Consider the following 20,728-nt stretch of genomic DNA (forward strand, 5'->3'; position numbering starts at 1 on the left):
CTCACGGGGTGAACGCCCAGTCGGGGAGGTGGGCTGCCGCGACGAACGAGCGCACGATGTCGGCGAGCCCCTGCGTGCGGTCGAGGTGCAGGGCGTGCTCCGCGTAGCGGTCGGCGTGCGACGAGCGGCCGAGCGCCCACGACAGCCAGGCGCACACCGCGAGGGCGCCCGCCCGCCGACGCTTCGGCAGGAGCGCGGCGACCTCGCGCACGAGTTCCAGGGCGCGCTCGAGGCGACCGGCATCCGGCTTCGGACCCTCGCCCCACAGCACCGAGGCCAGATCGGTCGGGTACTCCGCCCCGTCCTCCCAGCGCCGCTGCGCCTCCAGCGCCTCGTCGCCGCCGGAGAGGTCGCTCGCCCACTGCACGATCGCGACGTCGCGCAGCGACGGCCGCTCGAGGCACCAGCCCAGCGCCGCGGCATCCATGGGCGCCAGCGCCGCGGCATCGATGGGTGCCAGCGCCGCGGCGTCGACCGATTCCGGGCGCGCGTCGGCGGCCGTCGTCGCCGCGGCGCGGGAGGAGCCCAGCACCTCCTCGAAGAACGACGGCAGATCATCGAGCCGGCACGCCGCCTGCAGCGCGGCCGGATCGATGCGCGGCTCCGGGCCGACGCCCGCCCGGCCGCGCGTGGCCGGCTTCGGCGGGATGCCGCAGACCGCCGACAGCGCCGACTCCAGCGATCGCAGTGCCTGCGCGACCGCCCGGCGCCGGGCGGGCGCGGGCTCGGGAAGGCGAGCACCCGAGACCTGATCGCCGATCGGCGCCGGCTCGCCCTCCACCTCGCTCAACGGCCGCGCGGGCGCGTCGTCGAGGTACGACCCCCACCCGTCGGCGGCGACGATCAGGGCGTCGCGCACCGTCAGCCCGCACGCCTCCGCCCGGGAGGCGACCGCCTCGACGAGTTCCCGATGCGGTGTCGGCGAGTCGGCGAGGGCGGCATCCGTGTAGGTCACGACGACGACCCCGTCGACCGGCGGGATGCGGCAGGCCATGCCGATGGCCGTCGCAGCGACGGCATCCGTCGCGTCGGCGACGCCCGACGGCGGCAGGTCGACGCGCAGCGCGCCGAGACTTCGCGCGCCCGACATCGGCACGACGACGAGGCTTCGCGCGGGACGGCATCCGACGAGCTGGGGGAGGAGGGACAGGAACTGCGCGGCATCCGCGGCGCGAACGATGGTGGACATGAGCCGAGCCTGGCGCGTCGGCGCCCCGCGTGGGAGCCGGATCGGCCGATCTGTGGAGAGATTCCGAAATCGGCCGGTTGGGGAGGAGGAGTTGAAGCCGTGTCCGACGCGCCGCGTACGATGGGAGCCATGGACTCGTACTGGCTGGCCGTCGTCTGGTCGATCCTGCCGACGATCGTCGTGTTCGGCCTGTTCGCGTTCATCCTCCGATCGATCCTGCGCATGGACCGCACTGAGCGTCGCACCTACGCGAAGATCGAAGCCGAAGAGCGCGCCAAGCGCGGCCTGCCGCCCGTGGGAGGCTGAGCGCCGGATGCTGACCATCTCCGTCGACTGGACGTGGACCTGGTGGGTCGTCGTGCTGGCGCTGGTCGACCTGACGATCCGCATCCTGGCGATCATCATCGTCCCGCGCAACCGCCGGCCCACGGCGGCGACGGCATGGCTGCTGGCGATCTACTTCATTCCCTATATCGGCGTCCTGCTGTTCCTGCTCATCGGCAACCCGCGGCTGCCGCGCAAGCGCCGCAAGAAGCAGCAGCTCATCAACGACTACATCCACGAGACCAGCCGTGGGCTCGAGTTCGGCACGCTGCGCCCGAACGCACCGGAGTGGTTCCGCTCGCTCGTGCGCCTGAACCGCAACCTCGGCGCCATGCCGCTGGCCGGCGACAACGGCGCCACCCTCATCTCCGACTACCAGGAGAGCCTCGACGCGATGGCCGCCGCGATCCGCGGGGCCCAGCGCTACGTGCATGTCGAGTTCTACATCCTGCAGGCCGACGAGGCCACCGAAGGGTTCTTCGCCGCGCTGGAGGATGCGGCATCCCGCGGCGTGATCGTCCGCGTGCTCCTGGACCACTGGGCCAACCGCGGCAAGCCGTTCTACACGCAGACGCTGCGCCGACTCGACGCGATGGGGGCGCAGTGGCACCTCATGCTGCCGGTGCAGCCGCTGAAGGGGAAGTATCAGCGGCCCGATCTGCGCAACCACCGCAAGCTCCTCGTCGTCGACGGCGAGGTGGCCTTCACCGGGTCGCAGAACGTGACCGATTCCACGTACAACCTGCCGAAGAACATCCGCCGCGGACTGCACTGGGTGGACATGATGGCGCGCATCGACGGTCCCGTCGTCGCATCGGTGGATGCCGTCTTCCTGAGCGATTGGTACAGCGAGACCGACGAGATCGTCGCCGGCGGCGAGCTGTTCGACGTGCACCCCGGCACGGGCGACCTCGACTGCCAGATCATCCCCTCCGGACCCGGATTCGAGTTCCAGAACAACCTCAAGCTGTTCATGGGGTTGCTGTTCGCGGCGCAACACAAGATCATCATCGTCAGCCCGTACTTCGTGCCCGACGAGGGTCTGCTGACGTCGATCCAGACGGCGTGCCAGCGCGGCATCCATGTCGAACTGTTCGTCTCCGAAGAGGGCGACCAGGCGATGGTGTACCACGCGCAGCGCAGCTACTACGAGGCGCTGCTGCGCGCGGGCGTGAAAATCTGGATGTACCAGCGGCCCTACATCCTGCACTCCAAGTCGATGTCGATCGACGACGAGGTCGCCGTCATCGGGTCGAGCAACATGGACATGCGCTCGTTCGGTCTGAACATGGAGATGTCGATGCTCGTCCGCGGCGAGGAGTTCGTCGCGCAGTTGCGCGCGGTCGAAGACCAGTACCGCGCCGACTCGCGCGAGCTGACGCTGGAGGAGTGGATGCAGCAGCCGCTGCGCTCCACGGTGCTCGACAACCTCGCGCGGCTGACCTCGGCCCTGCAGTAGCGGCCGCTCTGGGGTTGGGGTTCTCGGGCGTTCTCGGGCGTCGAGCGCGCCGCGCCGCGCTCGCCGGGCGTTGAGCGGTCGCGGGCGTGAAGCGGGCGCCCCCGGACGTTGAGCGCGCCCGCGGGCATCCCGGACGTTGAGCGCGCCTGCGGGCACCCCGGGCGCTGAGCGGACGGCGCAGCCGCGAGACGAAACGCCCCAAGCCTCGCCGAACCCCTGACCACCTTCAGTTCAGTCGCGGCGTTCTGTGGGTATCGGCGTCGGGCATCCGCAGAATGCCGCGACCGAACACGAGAGGGGTGCGCTCGGCCCAGCTGAGTCGCGGCAATCTGTGGGTGCGCTGCAGCGGCACCCACAATTTGCCGCGACTGAACGGCGGCGGTGGCACGGCGGTGGCACGGCGGTGGCGGCGGCACGGTGGCGACGGCACGGCGGCGGCGGCGCGTTCATCTCCTCCTCCCCAGGGGGTGATTTCGCGCACGTTGGATGTTGACCTGTGGATAGCGGCTCGCGCGTCGCGTGCGTGGAGCATCCTGAGCGCATGCAGCGATCTGACCTTCCCCGCTCACTCGGTGCCGCGTTCTCCGTCGGTGCCGCATTCGACGTCGGCGTCTCGCCATCGCGGCTACGTGCCGACGACCTGTGCACCCCGTTTCACGGCGTGCGCACCCTGAAGACCGATCCGACGCCGGAGACCGCGGAGGCGATGCTGCTCGAGCGTGCCCGCCAGTACCTGCATCGCATGAGCGAGAACGAGTTCTTCAGCCACGTCACCGCCGCAGTCATCTGGAACCTTCCGCTGCCGTATGGCGTCGTCGCCGGACGCCCCCTCGACGTCGCCGTGACGTGGCCGCGGCGTGCGCCCGAGAGTCAGGGAATCAACGCTCACGCGATCAGGCCCGAGCTGGCGCACGCGCGGATGCATGCAGACACCGGGCTCGCGGTGTGCACGCCGGCGACCACCTGGGCGCTGCTCGGCGGGGTGCTGACGAGGGTCGAAGACCTCGTCGCCGTCGGCGATGCGATCGTCCGCGTGCCCATGCACGAGAACGATGCACCCCCGCTCGGCACGATCGCGCAACTGCGCGCGGCGATGGATGCGGGTCGTCGCACCGGGATCGACCGATTGCGTGCGGCGCTGCCGCTGATCAGCGACAGGTCGCGCTCGCGCCCTGAGACCTGGTTGCGGCTGATCCTGCTGGATGCCGGTCTGCCTGCGCCCGCGGTGAACTATGACGTCGTCGAAGGTGGCCAGTGGCTCGGGCAGGTCGACCTGGCGTACCCGCACCTGCGGATCGCGATCGAGTACGAGGGCGAGTACCACCTCACCGATCCTGCGCAGTGGGATGCCGACATCGCCCGTATGGACCGCCTCGTCGAAGCCGGGTGGCGCGTCATCCGCGTGACGAAGAAGGGTGTCTTCCTTCACCCCATGCGCACCGTGGAGCGCGTACGTCTCGCCGTCGCTGCGGCCTCGCGGTGAGCCGCGTGCGTTCGCACGATGTTCGGTCGCGGCTTTTTGTGGGTGCCGGCATCCGACACTCGCACATTGCCGCGACTGAGGTGGGTGCGGTGCGTGCCGCCTGTGTTCCGTCGCGGCAGATTGCGGATGCGTCGGCGCAGCACCCGCAAAATGCCGCGACCGAACCGCGACGGGGCGCGGGGGGCGACGGGGCGCGGGTCAGGGGGCGCGGGTGAGCAGGTCGCCGACCTCGCAGTCGAGGGCGCCGCAGATCGCCGACAGCGTCGAGTAGCGGATCGCCCGCGCGCGGTCGTTCTTCAGGATCGACAGGTTGACGACCGACACCCCCACCAGCTCGGACAGCCGCGCGAGCGTCATCCCGCGCTCGGCGAGCAGTTCGTCGAGCCGGCAGTGGATGCCGGTGGCTTCGTCCTCGTCGGCGGGACTCACACGAGCCCCTCGGTGTCGCGCTGCAGCCGTTCGCCCGCGCGGATGATGGAGGCGAGGACGCCGAGCACGATCGCAAGCCCCAGCAGCGTCCAGTTCGGAGCGAGCGTCTGGGCGGTGACGACCCAGTCGATCGGGAGCGTCGACATATCCGCGGTCGCGGGATCGACGCCCTCGTCGTAGCGCACCCCCGACCAGCGCGCGATGGATGCCGCGGACTGCGCGAGCCACGAACCCACACCGAGCACGATCGCCAGCGCCGCCGCGGTGCGCGAGACCGCCGGGACGAAGCGCACCTCGCGTCGGACCCGGCCCGCGAGGTCGGCGAGCAGCAGCGCCATCGCGGCGACCGTCAGCAGCGCGAGCAGGATGAAGGCGGCATGCACGATCCGCAACGGAAGGGGCAGCGAGATGAGTCGGGTGCCATCGAATGAGGTCTCCGGTAGCAGTTCCACGCTGGGCCCGATGATCGTCACGATCGTGCCACCGATCCCGAGCGCCGCCGCGACGATCCCGACGATCAACCCCACCACCCGGATGCCGCCGAGCGCCCCCGGCCGCGCGACTGCGACCGCCGCGCTCATCCGAGACCCTCCGTCTCGCGCTGCCGACGATCGGCGTGCTTCGGCTCGGGATCGGGATCGGCCCGCGTCGTGACCACGGCATCCTCCATATCGATAAACGTTGTTATCGAAAAGCGATATGGATGCCGCGGCATGCTGTCAAGGGTGGGGCGCTGCGTTTCGTCTCCTCGCTGCGCTCGTCGCTCAACGACCGGCCGGGCGTCACGCCGACGGCGAACACGGGCATGCCGGCATCCGTGGCTCGTTACCCTCGACATAAGGCGCAGAAGATCAGCGCCCGGAAAGCCGAGGAGTCGACGATGTTCGAGAGATTCACGGACCGTGCCCGTCGTGTGGTCGTGCTCGCCCAAGAAGAGGCGAAGATGCTCAACCACAATTACATCGGCACCGAGCACATTCTGCTCGGCCTCATCCACGAGGGCGAGGGCGTCGCCGCCAAGGCGCTGGAGAGCCTCGGCATCTCGCTGGATGCCGTGCGCGAGCAGGTGCAGGACATCATCGGCCAGGGCCAGCAGCAGCCGACCGGCCACATCCCCTTCACGCCGCGCGCCAAGAAGGTGCTCGAGCTGAGCCTGCGCGAAGCCCTGCAGCTCGGCCACAACTACATCGGCACCGAGCACATCCTGCTCGGCCTCATCCGTGAGGGCGAGGGCGTCGCCGCGCAGGTGCTCGTCAAGCTCGGCGCCGACCTGAACAAGGTGCGCCAGCAGGTCATCCAGCTGCTGAGCGGCTACCAGGGCAAGGAACCCGCGGGCGTCGCGACCGGCGCCGGCGAGCAGAACGCGCAGGCCAGTGCGCAGGGCGGCTCCGCCGTGCTCGACCAGTTCGGACGCAACCTCACCCAGGCCGCGCGCGAGAACAAGCTCGACCCGGTCATCGGGCGCGAGAAGGAGATCGAGCGGGTCATGCAGATCCTCTCCCGCCGCTCCAAGAACAACCCCGTCCTCATCGGCGAGCCCGGCGTCGGCAAGACCGCCGTCGTCGAGGGTCTCGCGCAGGCCATCGTCAAGGGCGACGTGCCCGAGACGCTGAAGGACAAGCAGGTCTACTCGCTCGACCTCGGCTCGCTCATCGCCGGTTCCCGCTACCGCGGCGACTTCGAGGAGCGCCTGAAGAAGGTCACGAAGGAGATCCGCACGCGCGGCGACATCATCGTCTTCATCGACGAGATCCACACCCTCGTCGGTGCGGGCGCCGCCGAGGGCGCGATCGACGCGGCATCCATCCTCAAGCCCCTCCTCGCCCGCGGCGAGCTGCAGACCATCGGCGCCACGACCCTCGACGAGTACCGCAAGCACTTCGAGAAGGATGCCGCGCTGGAGCGCCGCTTCCAGCCGATCCAGGTCGCCGAGCCGGGCCTGCCGCACGCCATCAACATCCTGAAGGGGCTGCGCGACCGGTACGAGGCGCACCACAAGGTGCAGATCACCGACGGCGCCATCGTCGCCGCCGCGAACCTCGCCGACCGGTACATCAGCGACCGGTTCCTCCCCGACAAGGCGATCGACCTCATCGACGAGGCGGGCGCGCGGCTACGCCTGTCGATCCTGTCGAGCCCGCCCGAGCTGCGCGAGTTCGACGAGAAGATCGCCTCGGTGCGCGAGCAGAAGGAGCGCGCCAGCGAAGAGCAGGACTTCGAGAAGGCCGCGTCGCTGCGCGACGAGGAGAAGTCGCTGCTCGCCGAGCGCCTGCGCCTGGAGAAGCAGTGGCGCTCCGGCGACGTCGCCAGCCACGCCGTCGTCGACGAGGGTCTCATCGCCGAGGTGCTGGCGCAGGCCACCGGCATCCCGGTGTTCAAGCTCACGGAAGAGGAGACGAGCCGCCTCGTCTTCATGGAGAAGGCGCTGCACCAGCGCGTCATCGGACAGGAAGAGGCGATCGCCGCGCTCAGCCGCACGATCCGCCGTCAGCGTGCGGGTCTGAAGGACCCGAAGCGCCCGAGCGGTTCGTTCATCTTCGCCGGCCCCACCGGCGTCGGAAAGACCGAGCTGGCCAAGGCGCTCGCCGAGTTCCTGTTCGACGACGAGGGCGCCCTCATCTCGCTCGACATGAGCGAGTTCGGCGAGAAGCACACCGTCTCGCGCCTGTTCGGCGCCCCTCCCGGGTTCGTCGGGTTCGAAGAGGGCGGCCAGCTCACCGAGAAGGTGCGCCGCAAGCCGTTCTCGGTCGTGCTGTTCGACGAGATCGAGAAGGCCCACCCCGACATCTTCAACTCGCTGCTGCAGATCCTCGAAGAGGGGCGCCTGACCGACGGTCAGGGCCGCGTCATCGACTTCAAGAACACCGTCATCATCATGACGACCAACCTCGGTTCGCAGGCGATCGCCGGAGGCCCGGTCGGGTTCCAGGTCGAGGGCAACGCGCAGACGACGTACGAGCGGATGAAGGGCAAGGTCGACGAAGAGCTCAAGCGCCACTTCAAGCCCGAGTTCCTCAACCGTGTCGACGACGTCATCGTCTTCCCGCAGCTGAACAAGGACGAGCTGCGCCAGATCGTCGGCCTGTTCACCAAGCGCCTGTCCGAGCGCCTGCTCGACCGCGACATGACGGTGGAGCTGACGGATGCCGCCAAGGATCGCCTCATCGAGATCGGTTTCGACCCGACCCTCGGTGCCCGGCCCCTGCGCCGCGCCATGCAGCGCGAGGTCGAGGATCAGCTGTCCGAGCGCATCCTGCACGGCGAGCTCGTCGCCGGCGACCACGTCAAGGTCGACGCCGAGAACGGCGCCTTCGTGTTCGAGCACGGCCCGCGCGGCGAGAAGGTCGCGGTGGGGGTCGGCGCCGCGGGCGAGATCGAGGCGACGCCCGACATCGCCGCGACGACGTAGGCGCTCTTCGACAAGGGGACGGATGCCGCGGCATCCGTCCCCTTGTCGTTGCGGGCGTTTCGTCTCGCTCGCTGCGCTCGCTCGCTCAACGACCGGGGCGGGGCTGCCGGTCGGTGAGCGAGGCCCGTAGGGCCCAGACGAAACGCCGTCAGCCGCCGGCGGCCACCGGCCGCAGCGATGCGACGAAGTCGAGCTTGTCCCGCACGGGTGCGGGCAGCACGAACGGATAGAGGTCGGCGGCGCCCATCGAGCGGTTCACGAGGTTCAGCGCCGTCGACAGCGGGATCCACACGTCGGTGACGAACGCCGAGAAGCTCGGGTACCCGATCGCGTCGGTGGCCGGCAGCAGCCCCGTCGCGACGGCGGTCTCGACCGTGTCGACGATGTGCAGGTAGTGCGCCCAGGTCTCGGCGAAGTCCTCGTACGGATGCATCGTCGCGTACGCCGAGATGTGGCGCTGCGGCCAGTCGGGCGGCGGGCCGTCTGCGTAGTGGCGTGCGACTGCGGCCGGATAGTCGGCGCGCTCGTCGCCGAACAGCTCCCGGGAGCGGGCGAGCAGGGCGGGGTCGCTCTCCACGAGCCGCCACTGGTAGTAGTGCCCGACCTCGTGGCGCAGGTGCCCGAGCATCGTGCGGTAGGGCTCGTCGAGCTGGGCGCGGATGCGCTCGCGGTGCGAGTCGTCGCCCTCGGCGAGGTCGATCGTGACGATGCCGTCGCTGTGCGCGATGACCACCTGCTGCCGCGTCGACGACAGCAGGTCGAACGCCAGCCCGCCGGCCGGATCCTCGCCCTTGCCGACCACCGGGAACCCGAGCCCGTCGAGCTCGGCGATGAGGTGGCGCTTGGCCCGTTCGGCGACGGGGAACGCCGCAAGACCCTCGGGGTCGTCGTCGGCCGGCCGGATGCGGGTGAGGTCGCACGCGGCGCACTGGCCGCCGGCCAGCGGCGCCAGCCACGCACAGCCGGAGAGATTGAGGTTGCGGCACACGTGCCAGACGAGGCCGCCGGGGTCGGTGTAGGTGCCCCCGGCATCCACCGGGACGAGCTCGCGCTCCGCGCGGGCGTACCCGAGCGCCGTGCCGCACGAGACGCAGACGGAGTTCTCGAAGTAGAGCGGGCTCGCGCAGACGCGGCACGTGTAGGTTCTCACCCGCCCAGCGTCGCACAGCACGGGTCCGCCGTGCAGCGGTTCGCACCGCCGCGCCGTGCACGTACTCCGCAGTCGTGCGCGTACTCCGCAGCCGAAGGCGGCTTCGGATGCGGAGTATGCGGCATCCTGCGGAGTTCATAACCTCCTCCCCAACCGGCTGTTTTCCCGAACTGTCCACGGATCAGCCATTGGGGCGCCCACGAGCGTCGCCCGGGGGCGAGGATGCTGAAATGGCACCAAGAACCCTCCACGACCTGAGCGAGCAGCTGCACGGCCGCATCGTCCACCGCAGCGACGTGCTGCGCAGCGGCTACACGAACGGCCAATTGCGCGCGCTCGTGGCCGCAGGCGGGGCGGAGGTGCTGCGGCGGAGCTGGTTCGCGTCGCCGTCGGCGCCGCCCGACCTGCGCGAAGCCGCGCTGCGCGGCGGACGGATCACGTGCGTCACCCTGGCCCGGTACCGAGGGTGGTGGATGCCGGAAGGCGTGGACGACCGGCCGCACCTGCACTTCGTGCCGGGCTCGACGGGTCCGCGTTCACCGTGGCCGGGGGTCGCGCACTGGACGCGGCCGCTCGTGCCCGGGGAGCGGACCCTGGTCGGCTCGATCGAGGACGCGCTCGCCCACATCGCGCTGTGCCTGCCACGAGATACGGCTCTCGTGCTGTGGGAGGCTGCCGCCCGCGCGGAGGGCCTCGCGCCGGAGGCCCTGCGCGCCATCCCCTGGACCTCGAACGCGGCGGCGGAGCTCGCACAGGAGACGACGGGCCTCGCCGACTCCGGGCTGGAGGTGCTCGTCGTGCGGCCGCTGCGCCGGATGGGGGTGCGGGTGCGCCAGCAGGTGTGGATCGCCGGCAAGCCCGTCGACGTGCTCGTGGGCGAGCGGCTCGTGCTCCAGATCGACGGGTGGGAGCACCACTCGTCGTCGGCGCAGCGGGCGAAGGACATCGCCCACGATGCCGAGCTCCGTCTGCGCGGCTACACCGTGTTCCGGTTCTCGTACGCGCAGATCGTGCACCAGTGGGCACAGGTCGAGCGGCTCGTCCAACGGGCGATCGCCGCCGGGTGCCACCTCGCCGCGTGAGTCTTGGCCCGCCCCGCGAGTGCCGCCCGCCGCGCCGCCGCGAGCGCGGACGCGCGCGAGCCCGGAGCCCGCGCAGCCACCCACGTACTCCGCAGATGTGCGCATACTCCGCAACTGAAACCGGTTCCGGATGCGGAGTACGCGGCATCCTGCGGAGTTGGTGCGTGCCCACCCCCGGCTACCTCTGCCATCCCCGGGCCACCCCCGCGCGCCCGGCCATCCCCGGCGCGGGCTCAGCCCGGGAGCGGCGCGACGTCGACCTGCACGCGCAGCGTGGACTTCTTCGCCTTCGTGTAGATGATGCCCTTGACCGGCGAGACGTCGCCGTAGTCGCGGCCCCAGGCGACCGTGACGTAACGGTCGTTCGCCCACTGGTCGTTGGTCGGGTCGATGGCGAGCCACTGGTCGGTGCCGGGCAGCCACACCGCGAGCCACGCGTGCGAGGCGTCGGCGCCGAACACGCGCTCCTTGCCGGGCGGCGGCTGGGTGGCGAGATACCCCGACACGTACCGGGCGGCGAGGCCGTGCCCGCGCAGGCACGCCAGCGCGACGTGCGCGAAGTCCTGGCAGACCCCGGCGCGGCGCCGCATCGCGTCGGCGACGGTGCTGGTGACGGTGGTCGCCGTCTTGTCGTAGTCGAAGTCGCGGAAGATCCGCTGCATGAGGTCGGTCGCGGCCTCTCCGATGGGGCGTCCCGGCGTCAGCGACGGCACCGCGTATGCGGTCGCGGCGGCGACGTGCCCGACCCGCGCCGACTCCAGTGCGAACTCCGCCGCGCGCCAGGCTCCCGGGAGGTCGCCGTGCACGAGCGGCCGGGCCAGCTCCCACGGCTGCGCGAGCGCGTCGGGATCGTACGCAGGCGTCGAGACCGCGACGTCGCTGCTCGCCACGATCGACAGTTCGTCGTGCGGGTCGGTGACGTGGAAGTAGGTGGCGGCGTTGCCGAAGTAGTCGGTATCCGGAGACAGATCGCCGGGCACGGGGTCGACGGTCACGCCCGCGTCCGACACGGTCTGCCACGGCAGGTTCCGCGGCACGAGGTGGAACAGGCCGACGCTGTCCTGCACCGGCTTCGCGTACGTGTACGCGGTGCGGTGCCACACGCGGTACCGGCTCATGCGCGGGCCTCCATGAGTTCGACCAGTGACAGCTCCGACAGCGGCACCGGCGGCGGTCCGCTCGCGAAGTGGTGCTCGTCGACGGCGAGGGCGAGCTGTTCGAGGCGGCCGGCGATGTCGGCCAGCGTCGCCTGCAGTGCGGCACGCCGCCCGTCGTGCACCCGCCCCAGGTCGGCGAGGTCGGCGGCGAAGACGTCGGATGCGAGGTGGTCGAGCAGGCGCTCGGCCCGGGTCGACCCGGTGGATGCCGGGAGCGCCGCGAGGTGCCCGCGCAGCGCGTCGAGGGCGAACGCGAGCGAGCGCGGGTTCTCGCGATCGAGCAGCAGCAGGTCGAGGACGTCGGCGACGCGCAGCGACCCGCGGTAGCGGCGGCGGTACGTCACGACGCTCTCGGCCGACAGCAGCAGACCCTCGAGCACCTCGCGTTCGGCGCGCACGTCGCGCTGCTCGGCGAGCCCGGACAGCAGGTGCATGAGCTGCAGCCCGCGTTCGAGGAATCGCCCCGCCTCGATCATGTGCCAACCGCTGTCGCGGATCATATTGGCGGTGATGCCGTAGAGCGAGAGCATCGCCGCCAGCATGCGGCCGGCCGACTCGGCCGTGCGGTGCGGATGCGGGGCACTGCGCAGGGCGCGGCTGGCGCGCTCGATGTTGGAGAACACGCGCCACGTGTCGCCGGAGAGCTGGTCGCGCACGCCCTCGGTCGCCACGCGCAGCCGGGCGATGGAGTGCGCGGCGGTGCCGGGGCGGTGGGCATCGAGCAGCAGACCGCGGAACTCGGCTTCGGGGTCGCCGCCCGCCCGGCCGGACCCCGCGAGCCGGGCGATCACGCCCATCAGCGTGCGGACGCTCTCGTCCATCCTCCCGTCGCGGTGCGCACCGGGCTGGTCGGCCTCGACCTGGGCGGTCAGCGCCAGCCGCAGCAGATCCTCGGTGCGTTCGGCGTAGCGGCCGATCCAGAACATGTCCGCGAGCGCCCGGGGGGCAAGGGTCGGCACGGTGCGGGCGGTGGGGAGGGTCGTGATCTCGGCGAGGTTCTGGTCGGCGTCGCCCACGGCCGCCTTGAGCACCCACACATCCTTCGTGCGCGGCGGGGCTTCGGGGTGCTCGCGCACGGTGGCAAGGCCCCCCAGCATCGGACGGTAGGTCGAACCGTAGCGCAGCGTGAACGCCCGGAACGTCAGCGGCAGGGCGAACGCCTCGCCGGCCGGACGCCACACGGGGGCCTGCGACAGCGACAGCAGATCCTGCCCGACGAAGCGGTGCGGTGCGGCCTCGATGCGGGCGGCGAGCTCGGCCGGCGGCACCGAGGCGAAGAGCTTGCGGGGCTGGTCGATCGTGCGCACGATGAGACTCGGGTCGCCGGCCCGCAGCCGTGCGAGCACGCTTTCCCGCGCGTCGGGGTCGCCGCACCACCAGGTCGGCGCCGAGGGCAGCCGCAGCTGCTCGCCGAGCAGCCGCTCGCACGCGGCGCCGAGGAACGGCAGCAGCCCGGGATTTTCCAGCACGCCCGCACCCAGGCCGTTGACGATGCGCACGCGGCCCCGGCGCACCGCCTCGGAGAGACCCGCGACGCCCAGTCGCGAGTCGCCGCGCAGTTCGAGGGGGTCGCACCACTCGGCATCCACCCGCCGGATGATGACGTCGATGCGATCGGTCGGCGGGCGCGAGGGCCAGCGGGCCGGTTTCATCCAGACCCATCCGTCGCGCACGACGAGGTCGCTGCCCTGCACGAGCGGGAAGCCGAGCGCGTTCGCCAGGAAGGCCTGGTCGAACGCGGTCTCGCTGAACGTGCCCGGCGACATGATCACGACGCGCGGGTCGGTCACGCCCTCGGGAACCGACGACAGCAGCGCCGCGCGCAGCGCCGCGAAGTACGGGTCGATGCGGTGCAGGCTGCTCTCCTGGAACAGGTCGGGCAGCACCTGCGAGATGACCCGGCGGTTCTCGGCCGCGAACCCCAGCCCCGACGGCGCCTGCACGCGGTCGGCGAGCACATGCCACTGGCCCTGCGCGTCGCGCCCGAGGTCGGCGGCGGACAGCACCAGCGGATGCGGGTCGAAGGCGCTGGGGCGGGCGATCGAGCGCACGAACCCCGAGTGCCCGAGCACGATGGATGCCGGCACGATCCGCTCGCGCAGCAGGGTCTGCCGGCCGTAGAGGTCGACGAGGATCGCGTTCAGCAGCTCGGCCCGCTGCGCGAGCCCGACGTCGAGCCGCGCCCAGCTCGCCGCGTCGATCACGAGCGGCATGGGGTCGAGCTGCCACGGCTGCGCGCCCGAGTCGGGGCGCAGGTACGACACCCCGTCGTCGGCGAGGAAGCGGGTGATCTCGCCGTCGACGCGGTCGAGCTCCTCCGGCGTCAGCGCCAGCGCGAGCGAGGCCAGCGACTGCCAGGCCGGCCGCAGCGCCCCGTCGGCGCCGACGACCTCGTCGTAGCGGCCGGTGTCGGGCACGACGGACAGCGGCAGTGTCGGCTGCGACACCGCCGTGGCGTAGTCACGGAGCACACTCACGCCCGCGGGGCCCTCCGAAGGTCGAGGGTGCGGGGGTAGTCCGTCGTGGCTGCGCGCGCCCCCGCTTCGCGCGCCGCCGCCACATCGAACCTACCGGGTGTGTGGCCGTGTGGCGCGAAGCGGCCCGACCGGCGCGCCTCGGCCTCGTTCGCGTTGACCGGCGGATGCGCGTAGGCGCGGCCTCCGGGGTGCACGACGTGGTAGGTCGCGCCGCCGAGCGAGGCGGCGGCATCCGCATCGACGACCTCGAACACGAGCGGCGCGTGGACCGCGATCGACGGGTGCAGCGCCGACCACGGCTGCCACGCCCGGTAGCGCACGCCCGCGTAGTACTCGCCCTGCCGGCCGGTGGAGCTCAGCGGCACCGCGACGCCGTTGCAGGCCACGAGGTGGCGCGCCGGGTCGACGCCCGCCACCGTCACCTGCACGCGCTCGACCGACGAGTCGACGTAGCGCGCCGTGCCGGTGCCGGTCGCCTCCTCGCCGAGCACGTGCCACGGCTCGATGGCCTGCCGCAGCTCCAGCGTGAGCTGCGGCGTGAGCTGAGTGACGCCGATGCGCGGGAAGCGGAACTCGACGAACGGCTCCAGCCAGCTCTCCTCGAACGGGATGCCGTGGGCGCGCAGGTCGGCGACGACCTCGCCGATGTCGCGCCGGGCGCCGTGCGGGAGCAGGAAATCCTCGTGCAGCGCCGTGCCCCAGCGCACGAGCGGCGCGATCAGCGGCTTCTCCCAGAACATCGCGACGAGCCCGCGCACGAGCAGTGCCTGCACGAGCGCCAGCTGCGGATGCGGCGGCATCTCGAACCCGCGCAGTTCGAGCAGGCCCAGGCGCCCGCGGCTGGAGTCGGGGCTGTACAGCTTGTCGATGCAGAACTCGGCGCGGTGCGTGTTGCCGGTGAGGTCGGTCAGCAGGTGCCGCAGCGCCCGGTCGACGAGCCAGGGCCGCGGCTCGGCGGTCTCGGCGGCGAGGCGCCGGATCTCCTGCAGCGCGATCTCCATCTCGTAGACCGCCTCGGGGCGCCCCTCGTCGAAGCGCGGCGCCTGGCTGGTGGGGCCGATGAAGCGCCCGGAGAACAGGTACGAGAGCGACGGATGCCGCTGCCAGTACGTCACGAGGCTCGCGAGCAGGTCGGGCCGGCGCAGCAGCGGCGAGTCGATGGGCGTCGCACCGCCGAGCGTGATGTGGTTGCCGCCGCCGGTGCCGGTGTGCGTGCCGTCGAGGTCGAACTTCTCGGTCGACAGCCGCGCCTGCCGGGCCTGCTCGTACAGGTCGAACGTCAGCGCGCGCTGGTCGGCCCAGGACGAGGCGGGCTGCACGTTGACCTCGATGACGCCCGGGTCGGGCGTCACGACCACCTGGGTCAGCCGGGCATCCGGCGGCGGCGGGTAGCCCTCCAGCACGAGGGTCGTGCCGACGTCGACCGCGGCGGCCTCGACGACGCGTAGCAGCGCGGCGTAGTCCTCCAGCCGCTGCGTCGGCGGCAGGAAGACGTGCACGTGGCCGTCGCGGGCCTCGAAGGCGAGCGCCGTCGTCGGGGCTCCCGCAGGGTCTGTGACGGTGACGCGCGGGATGCCGGGAGCCAGCGGCGGGCCGGACTCGAGGTACGACGGCTCGCCCTCCCACTCCGGGTCGACCCACGAGACGGCATCCAGCGGAAGGCGCAGGCCGATCGGGCTCGTGCCGGCGGCGAGCACGAGCCGCCCCCGGCGGAAGCGCCACGCCGGGCTCGACCACTCCTCGCCGGTGACGATCGGCAGCACGAAGCCCGCCGCGGCCTCGGCGGCGTCGAGGGCGGCGACGTCGGCGGCGCCCGGGTCTTCGCCGTCCGGCCTCGGGCCGTCGGGGCGGCGGAGCTCGGCGGCGAGCGCCGCGAGCGGATCTTCGTAGGCGGGGAGCACCTGTTCCTCGGGAAGTCCGAGCAGGGCCGTCACGCGCCGGGCGAGGGCCTCCGCCCGCGCGGCACCGGCATCCCTCGCATCCGTCCCCGCCCACGGGTCGGCGAAGAGGTCGGCATGCTGCCACAGCGGCTCGCCGTCGGTGCGCCACTGCAGGGCGATGTTCCAGCGCGGCAGCGGTTCGCCCGGGTACCACTTGCCCTGCCCGCGGTGGACGATGCCGCCGGGGGCGTAGGTCTGGCGCAGGCGCTCGGCGAGCAGGTTCGCCAGCTCGCGCTTGTGCGGGCCGTCGGCGTCGGTGTTCCACTCGGCGGCGGTCGCGTCATCGAGGGCGACGAAGGTCGGCTCGCCGCCGAGCGTGAGCCGCACGTCGCCGGCGCGCAGGTGCTCGTCGACGAGTTCGCCGGCCGCGTCGATGCGCGCCCACTGCTCGTCGGTGTACGGCTTCGTCGTGCGCGGATCCTCGTGGATGCGCCGGACCTCGTTGCGGAACGAGAACGTCACCTCGACGGGATCGGTCGCCCCGGTGATGGGCGCGGCGCTGGACGGATGCGGCGTCGCCGACAGCGGGATGTGGCCCTCGCCGGCGAACAGGGCGCTCGTCGCGTCGAGGCCGATCCAGCCCGCGCCCGGGATGAACACCTCGGCCCAGGCGTGCAGATCGGTGAAGTCCTGCGCCGGCCCGCTCGGCCCGTCGAGCGATTCCCGGTCGCTCGCGAGCTGCACGAGATAGCCCGAGACGAACCGGGCGGCGAGGCCGTACTGCCGCAGCAGGCTCACCAGCAGCCACGCGCTGTCGCGGCACGATCCGATGCCGGCGGCCAGCGTGTGGTCGGGCGTCTGCACGCCCGGCTCCATCCGCACCGAGTAGGCCACGGCGTCGTGCACGGCGCTGTTCAGCTGCGACAGGAACAGCACCGTCGGCACGCCGTCGCCGGGCAGGGGCGGGAGGTTCTCGCGCCACCGGGCGGCGCCGGCGCTGTCGCCCGTGGGCCGGAGGTACGGTGCGAGGTCGATCGCGAGGGCGGGGTCGTACGAGAAGGGGAAGCGCTCGGCGTACTCCTCGATGAAGAAATCGAGCGGGTTGATGACCTTGAGGTCGGCGACGATGCCGACGGTGATCTCCAGCCGGTCGACCTTCTCGGGGAAGACGATGCGCGCGAGCCAGTTCCCGAACGGATCCTGCTGCCAGTTGAGGAAGTGGTTCTTCGGCTGGATGTCGAGCGAGTACGCCTCGATGGGGGTGCGCGAGTGCGGGGCGGGGCGCAGCCGGACCACGTGCGGGGCGACGTTCACCGGGTGCGCGAACTCGTAGCCGGTGTAGTGCTCCAGCGCGACCTTGATCGACATGGGTCCAGCATCGTGCATCCCTGTTGCGGGCGCATTACGGCGGCCTGCGCCGGTCGTTGAGCGAGGCGCGCAGCGCCGAGATGAAACGCCCCGACGCCATACCTGCCAGGCTCGCCGCACCGCCGCGGATACAGTGGTGCGGTGAGTTCGTACACGGTGCGTCCGGCCCGCACGTCGGACGTGCGCGGCATCCTGGGTCTGCTCGAACCCTGGGTGCGCCGCCGCATCCTGCTCGGCAAGGAGATCGTGACGCTCTTCGAGGCGGTGCAGGAGTTCGTCGTCGCCGAGACCTGCGGAGAGCTCATCGGCTGCGGCGCGCTGCACGTCATGTGGGAGGATCTCGGCGAGATCCGCACCCTCATCGTGGCCGAGGAGTGGCTGCATCACGGCGTCGGCGGCGCCGTCGTCGGCGCGCTGGAGCGCAACGCCCGCGAACTGGGCCTCACGCGCCTGTTCTGCCTCACCTTCGAGGTCGACTTCTTCACGAGGCGCGGCTTCGCGCCCATCGGCGAACAGGTGGTCGACCCCGACGTCTACTCGCAGCTGCTGCGCAGCCCCGACGAGGGCGTCGCCGAGTTCCTCGACCTCGCCCACGTCAAGCCGAACACCCTCGGCAACACCCGCATGCTCAAGCACCTCGCCTGAAGCGGGCCGCGTCGGGCGGCCGCCCGCGCGTCACGGCGAGGCGATGGATGCCGCGGCATAGCCTGGACCCGTGAGCACTCCCAGGCGTCGGCGTCGCCATTCGGCGGCGGTGTACCGGCGTCGCCGTGCGCTCCTGCTGACCGTCGTGCTCCTGATCGTCGCGGGGGTCGCCCTGGCGATCTGGCAGCCGTGGAACGGGGCCGCGGATGCCGCGAAGCCCCCGGCATCCCCCCGCGCCACGACGACGACCCCCGCGCCGACGCCCACCGCCACCGAATCGCCGGCCCCCGCGGAAACGCCCGAGGCGACCGGGACCGAGGCGACGGTCGCCGCGTGCTCCACCTCGTCGATCACGGTGCTCGCCGTCACCGACAAGGACTCGTACGGCGCCGGCGAGCTGCCCCAGCTGTCCATCACACTGTCGAACCACTCCGATGCTCCGTGCCTGATCAATGTCGGCACCGCGACGCAGGCGTTCGTCATCACGAGCGGCAGCGACACGTGGTGGCGCTCGACCGACTGCCAGTCGGAATCGAGCGATCAGGTCGTGCAGCTGGCGGCGGGACAGACGGTGTCGAGCGTGACGCCGCTCGTCTGGGACCGCACGCGCTCGTCGGTGGACACGTGCGATTCGTCGCGCCCGCAGGCGACGGCGGGCTACTACCACCTGGCGGTGTCGATCGGCGGCATCCAGGCGGCGGACACCACGATGTTCGAGTTGCGCTGACGCCGGGGACCGTCTGTGAGAAGGCTCCAATATTGCTGTTTCTGAGAGCATTCTCATCAGTTGAGAGGCACAAAAGCAGGCATTGTGCGTACCCTTGAAGAAGCTCCTGGTCGAGTCCCCGTTGTCCCTAGCAACGGCGAATCGAAGCCTTTCCCCAGCGGCCCGAAAAACCGGACATTGATCGGCCAGTGAGCACGGGCCCTCTCGATTCTCCCAGTCCCCAATGGGGGGATCGGAGAGCTCTCCCTTTCCCTGTTTCCGCGGGTTCCGGTGTTGCGGCTTTGCCGTGTTCCGGGTCCCGCCGTTCCGGGGTTGCCGTGTTCCGGGTCCCGCCTTTCCGCGGGTTCCGGTGCTGCCGCGAAAAACGGAAATGTCGCGAAAAACGGATGCCGGGAGCCCCACGCATCCGTTTTTCGCGGTTTTTCCGTTTTTCGCGACGGGGGCGGCGGGGTGACAGGCGACGGGGTGACGGGTGACGGGGCGACGCTCGACGGAGGTGACGGGGCGACGGAGGTGACGGGGCGACGGGGGAGTCGTCGCCGGGGCCGTCGGGTGCGGCGCCGGCTAGAACCCGGGTTCGTCGCCGTTGCGCACGGGGTGCAGGCGCGGGAGGTCGCGGAGCGCGCCCCTCAGATCCCGGGATGCCGTGTCGACGATCGCGCGGTACCCCAGCCGCGCGGCCTCGGTGCGGCGCTGCTCGTGCTGCGTGACGGCGCGGACCTCGCCGGCGAGGCTCAGCTCGCCGATCGCGACGAGCTGCGGGGGCGTCGCCCGGCCCGTGACGGCGCTGGCGACGGCCAGCGCGATCGCGAGATCGGCCGCGGGCTCGGTCAGCCGCACGCCGCCGACGGTCGACACGTACACGTCCTGGTCGGAGACCTTGATGCCGGCGCGCTTCTCGAGCACCGCGAGCACCATGGCGACCCGGGCGCCGTCGACGCCGCTGACGATGCGGCGCGGGTTGGGGCCGGCACCCGGAAGGGTCAGCGCCTGCACCTCGACCGGCAGCGCGCGCCGGCCCTCGAGGGCGATCGTGACGCACGTGCCGGGTTCGAGGGAGCCGTGCCCGAGGAACAGCGCACTGGGGTCGGGCACCTCGGTGATGCCGCGGCTGGTCTGCTCGAAGCATCCGACCTCGTCCGTCGCACCGAACCGGTTCTTCAGGGCGCGCACGAACCGCAGCGAGGTCTGCCGGTCGCCCTCGAAGTGGCAGACGACGTCGACGAGGTGCTCGAGCACGCGGGGACCGGCGACCTGGCCGTCTTTCGTGACGTGCCCGACGATGATGACGGGGAGGTTCCGCTCCTTGGCCACACGGATGAGGGTCGAGGCCACCTCGCGCACCTGGCCCGGATGCCCCGGCGAGCCGTCGACGAGACTGGATGCCACCGTCTGCACCGAGTCGACGATCAGCAGCTCGGGCTCGGTCTCGTCGACGTGCCCGAGGATCGTCGCGAGGTCGGTCTCGCTCGCGAGGAACAGCTCGTCGTGCAGCGCACCGGTGCGCTCGGCGCGCAGGCGCACCTGGCCGAGCGACTCCTCGGCGCTGACGTAGAGCACGCGGCGGCCGGCGCGGGCGCTCTGCGCGGCGACCTCCAGCAGCAGGGTCGACTTGCCGACGCCGGGTTCACCCGAGAGCAGGATGGCCGCCCCGGGGACGATGCCGCCGCCGAGCACCCGGTCGAACTCGCCCACCCCGGTGGTGCGCCGCGGCGTCTCGCGCGTGTCGACCTGCGTGATCGGCCGGGCCGAGCGGATCGGAGCCAGGGGCGCGACGGTGCGCGCCGGCGCCGCGGCCTCGACGACGGTGCCCCACTGCTGGCACTCGCCGCAGCGCCCGACCCACTTCGCGCTCGTCCAGCCGCACTCCGTGCAGCGGAAGGCGCTCGTGGTGGCGGTGCGCTTGGAAGCCATGCAGCCAGGCTAGTCGCGGCATCCGACATCGCCGG

The 20,728-nt window shown here is 71.6% G+C and carries 15 protein-coding genes; 7 read left to right on the forward strand and 8 right to left on the reverse strand.

All coding sequences use genetic code 11. From position 1 onward, the window contains the following. Position 1: 1 nt before the first annotated feature. On the reverse strand, positions 2–1,189 hold the full coding sequence (locus QM720_RS06535) for a DUF4192 family protein (RefSeq protein WP_415125331.1): 1,188 nt from the start codon (positions 1,187–1,189) through the stop codon (positions 2–4). Positions 1,190–1,318: 129 nt separating this feature from the next. Between QM720_RS06535 and QM720_RS06540 the strand changes: the two genes are divergently transcribed. The 3 genes from QM720_RS06540 to QM720_RS06550 all read left to right on the forward strand — a co-directional run bounded on the left by QM720_RS06540 (position 1,319) and on the right by QM720_RS06550 (position 4,455). Continuing rightward, entirely contained in the window at positions 1,319–1,495 is a 177-nt protein-coding gene (locus tag QM720_RS06540; RefSeq protein WP_415125332.1) for a hypothetical protein, read from the forward strand. A 7-nt stretch (positions 1,496–1,502) separates the two neighbouring features. Beyond that, on the forward strand, positions 1,503–2,972 hold the full coding sequence (gene cls / locus QM720_RS06545) for a cardiolipin synthase (protein ID WP_415125333.1): 1,470 nt from the start codon (positions 1,503–1,505) through the stop codon (positions 2,970–2,972). 541 nt (positions 2,973–3,513) lie between these two features. Beyond that, the gene (locus QM720_RS06550; protein WP_415125334.1) at positions 3,514–4,455 is read left to right on the forward strand and encodes an endonuclease domain-containing protein; all 942 of its coding nucleotides are present in this window, start codon (positions 3,514–3,516) and stop codon (positions 4,453–4,455) included. 198 nt (positions 4,456–4,653) lie between these two features. Here QM720_RS06550 and QM720_RS06555 read toward each other — a convergent pair whose 3' ends face one another. After that, on the reverse strand, positions 4,654–4,884 hold the full coding sequence (locus QM720_RS06555; RefSeq protein ID WP_415125335.1) for a helix-turn-helix domain-containing protein: 231 nt from the start codon (positions 4,882–4,884) through the stop codon (positions 4,654–4,656). Beyond that, entirely contained in the window at positions 4,881–5,465 is a 585-nt protein-coding gene (locus QM720_RS06560) for a hypothetical protein (protein WP_415125336.1), read from the reverse strand. Before QM720_RS06560 ends, QM720_RS06555 begins: the two co-directional genes overlap by 4 nt. A 299-nt stretch (positions 5,466–5,764) precedes the next feature. Between QM720_RS06560 and QM720_RS06565 the strand changes: the two genes are divergently transcribed. Continuing rightward, positions 5,765–8,293: an ATP-dependent Clp protease ATP-binding subunit gene (locus tag QM720_RS06565; RefSeq protein ID WP_415127833.1), complete on the forward strand. Its 2,529-nt coding sequence runs from the start codon at positions 5,765–5,767 to the stop codon at positions 8,291–8,293. A 148-nt stretch (positions 8,294–8,441) separates the two neighbouring features. On the opposite strand, the gene QM720_RS06570 is transcribed toward QM720_RS06565, so the two are convergent. Further along, complete coding sequence (locus QM720_RS06570; protein ID WP_415125337.1) at positions 8,442–9,443, reverse strand: putative zinc-binding metallopeptidase; 1,002 nt, start codon at positions 9,441–9,443, stop codon at positions 8,442–8,444. A gap of 230 nt (positions 9,444–9,673) precedes the next feature. On the opposite strand from QM720_RS06570, the gene QM720_RS06575 reads away from it, so the two are divergent. Next, entirely contained in the window at positions 9,674–10,525 is an 852-nt protein-coding gene (locus tag QM720_RS06575; RefSeq protein ID WP_415125338.1) for an endonuclease domain-containing protein, read from the forward strand. Between the two features lie 233 nt (positions 10,526–10,758). On the opposite strand, the gene QM720_RS06580 is transcribed toward QM720_RS06575, so the two are convergent. From QM720_RS06580 to QM720_RS06590, 3 genes are read right to left on the reverse strand one after another with little or no spacing between them, the layout of a single operon-like run. After that, the gene (locus tag QM720_RS06580; protein WP_415125339.1) at positions 10,759–11,643 is read right to left on the reverse strand and encodes a transglutaminase family protein; all 885 of its coding nucleotides are present in this window, start codon (positions 11,641–11,643) and stop codon (positions 10,759–10,761) included. Continuing rightward, positions 11,640–14,159 (reverse strand): circularly permuted type 2 ATP-grasp protein, encoded by a 2,520-nt coding sequence (locus tag QM720_RS06585; protein WP_415125340.1) that lies wholly within the window; start codon positions 14,157–14,159, stop codon positions 11,640–11,642. Before QM720_RS06585 ends, QM720_RS06580 begins: the two co-directional genes overlap by 4 nt. Then, positions 14,156–17,407 carry a DUF2126 domain-containing protein gene (locus QM720_RS06590; protein WP_415125341.1) on the reverse strand — a complete coding sequence of 1,084 codons (3,252 nt, stop codon included), beginning with the start codon at positions 17,405–17,407 and terminating at the stop codon, positions 14,156–14,158. The genes QM720_RS06585 and QM720_RS06590 overlap by 4 nt, the downstream gene beginning before the upstream one ends. 141 nt (positions 17,408–17,548) lie before the next feature. Between QM720_RS06590 and QM720_RS06595 the strand changes: the two genes are divergently transcribed. Next, positions 17,549–18,052 carry an amino-acid N-acetyltransferase gene (locus QM720_RS06595; RefSeq protein WP_415125342.1) on the forward strand — a complete coding sequence of 168 codons (504 nt, stop codon included), beginning with the start codon at positions 17,549–17,551 and terminating at the stop codon, positions 18,050–18,052. A 70-nt stretch (positions 18,053–18,122) separates the two neighbouring features. Then, the gene (locus tag QM720_RS06600) at positions 18,123–18,779 is read left to right on the forward strand and encodes a hypothetical protein (protein ID WP_415125343.1); all 657 of its coding nucleotides are present in this window, start codon (positions 18,123–18,125) and stop codon (positions 18,777–18,779) included. 564 nt (positions 18,780–19,343) lie between these two features. On the opposite strand, the gene radA is transcribed toward QM720_RS06600, so the two are convergent. Then, complete coding sequence (radA, locus tag QM720_RS06605; RefSeq protein WP_415125344.1) at positions 19,344–20,693, reverse strand: DNA repair protein RadA; 1,350 nt, start codon at positions 20,691–20,693, stop codon at positions 19,344–19,346. Positions 20,694–20,728: the final 35 nt, after the last annotated feature.

The organism is Microbacterium sp., assembly GCF_047602155.1.
In the GTDB taxonomy this organism is placed as follows: Bacteria; Actinomycetota; Actinomycetes; order Actinomycetales; family Microbacteriaceae; genus Microbacterium.

Coding starts and splice junctions, on each gene's coding strand:
- QM720_RS06535 (WP_415125331.1), bottom strand. CDS start 1,189: ATGTCCACCATCGTTCGCGCCGCGGATGCCGCGCAGTTCCTGTCCCTC.
- QM720_RS06540 (WP_415125332.1), top strand. CDS start 1,319: ATGGACTCGTACTGGCTGGCCGTCGTCTGGTCGATCCTGCCGACGATC.
- cls (WP_415125333.1), top strand. CDS start 1,503: ATGCTGACCATCTCCGTCGACTGGACGTGGACCTGGTGGGTCGTCGTG.
- QM720_RS06550 (WP_415125334.1), top strand. CDS start 3,514: ATGCAGCGATCTGACCTTCCCCGCTCACTCGGTGCCGCGTTCTCCGTC.
- QM720_RS06560 (WP_415125336.1), bottom strand. CDS start 5,465: ATGAGCGCGGCGGTCGCAGTCGCGCGGCCGGGGGCGCTCGGCGGCATC.
- QM720_RS06565 (WP_415127833.1), top strand. CDS start 5,765: ATGTTCGAGAGATTCACGGACCGTGCCCGTCGTGTGGTCGTGCTCGCC.
- QM720_RS06575 (WP_415125338.1), top strand. CDS start 9,674: ATGGCACCAAGAACCCTCCACGACCTGAGCGAGCAGCTGCACGGCCGC.
- QM720_RS06580 (WP_415125339.1), bottom strand. CDS start 11,643: ATGAGCCGGTACCGCGTGTGGCACCGCACCGCGTACACGTACGCGAAG.
- QM720_RS06590 (WP_415125341.1), bottom strand. CDS start 17,407: ATGTCGATCAAGGTCGCGCTGGAGCACTACACCGGCTACGAGTTCGCG.
- radA (WP_415125344.1), bottom strand. CDS start 20,693: ATGGCTTCCAAGCGCACCGCCACCACGAGCGCCTTCCGCTGCACGGAG.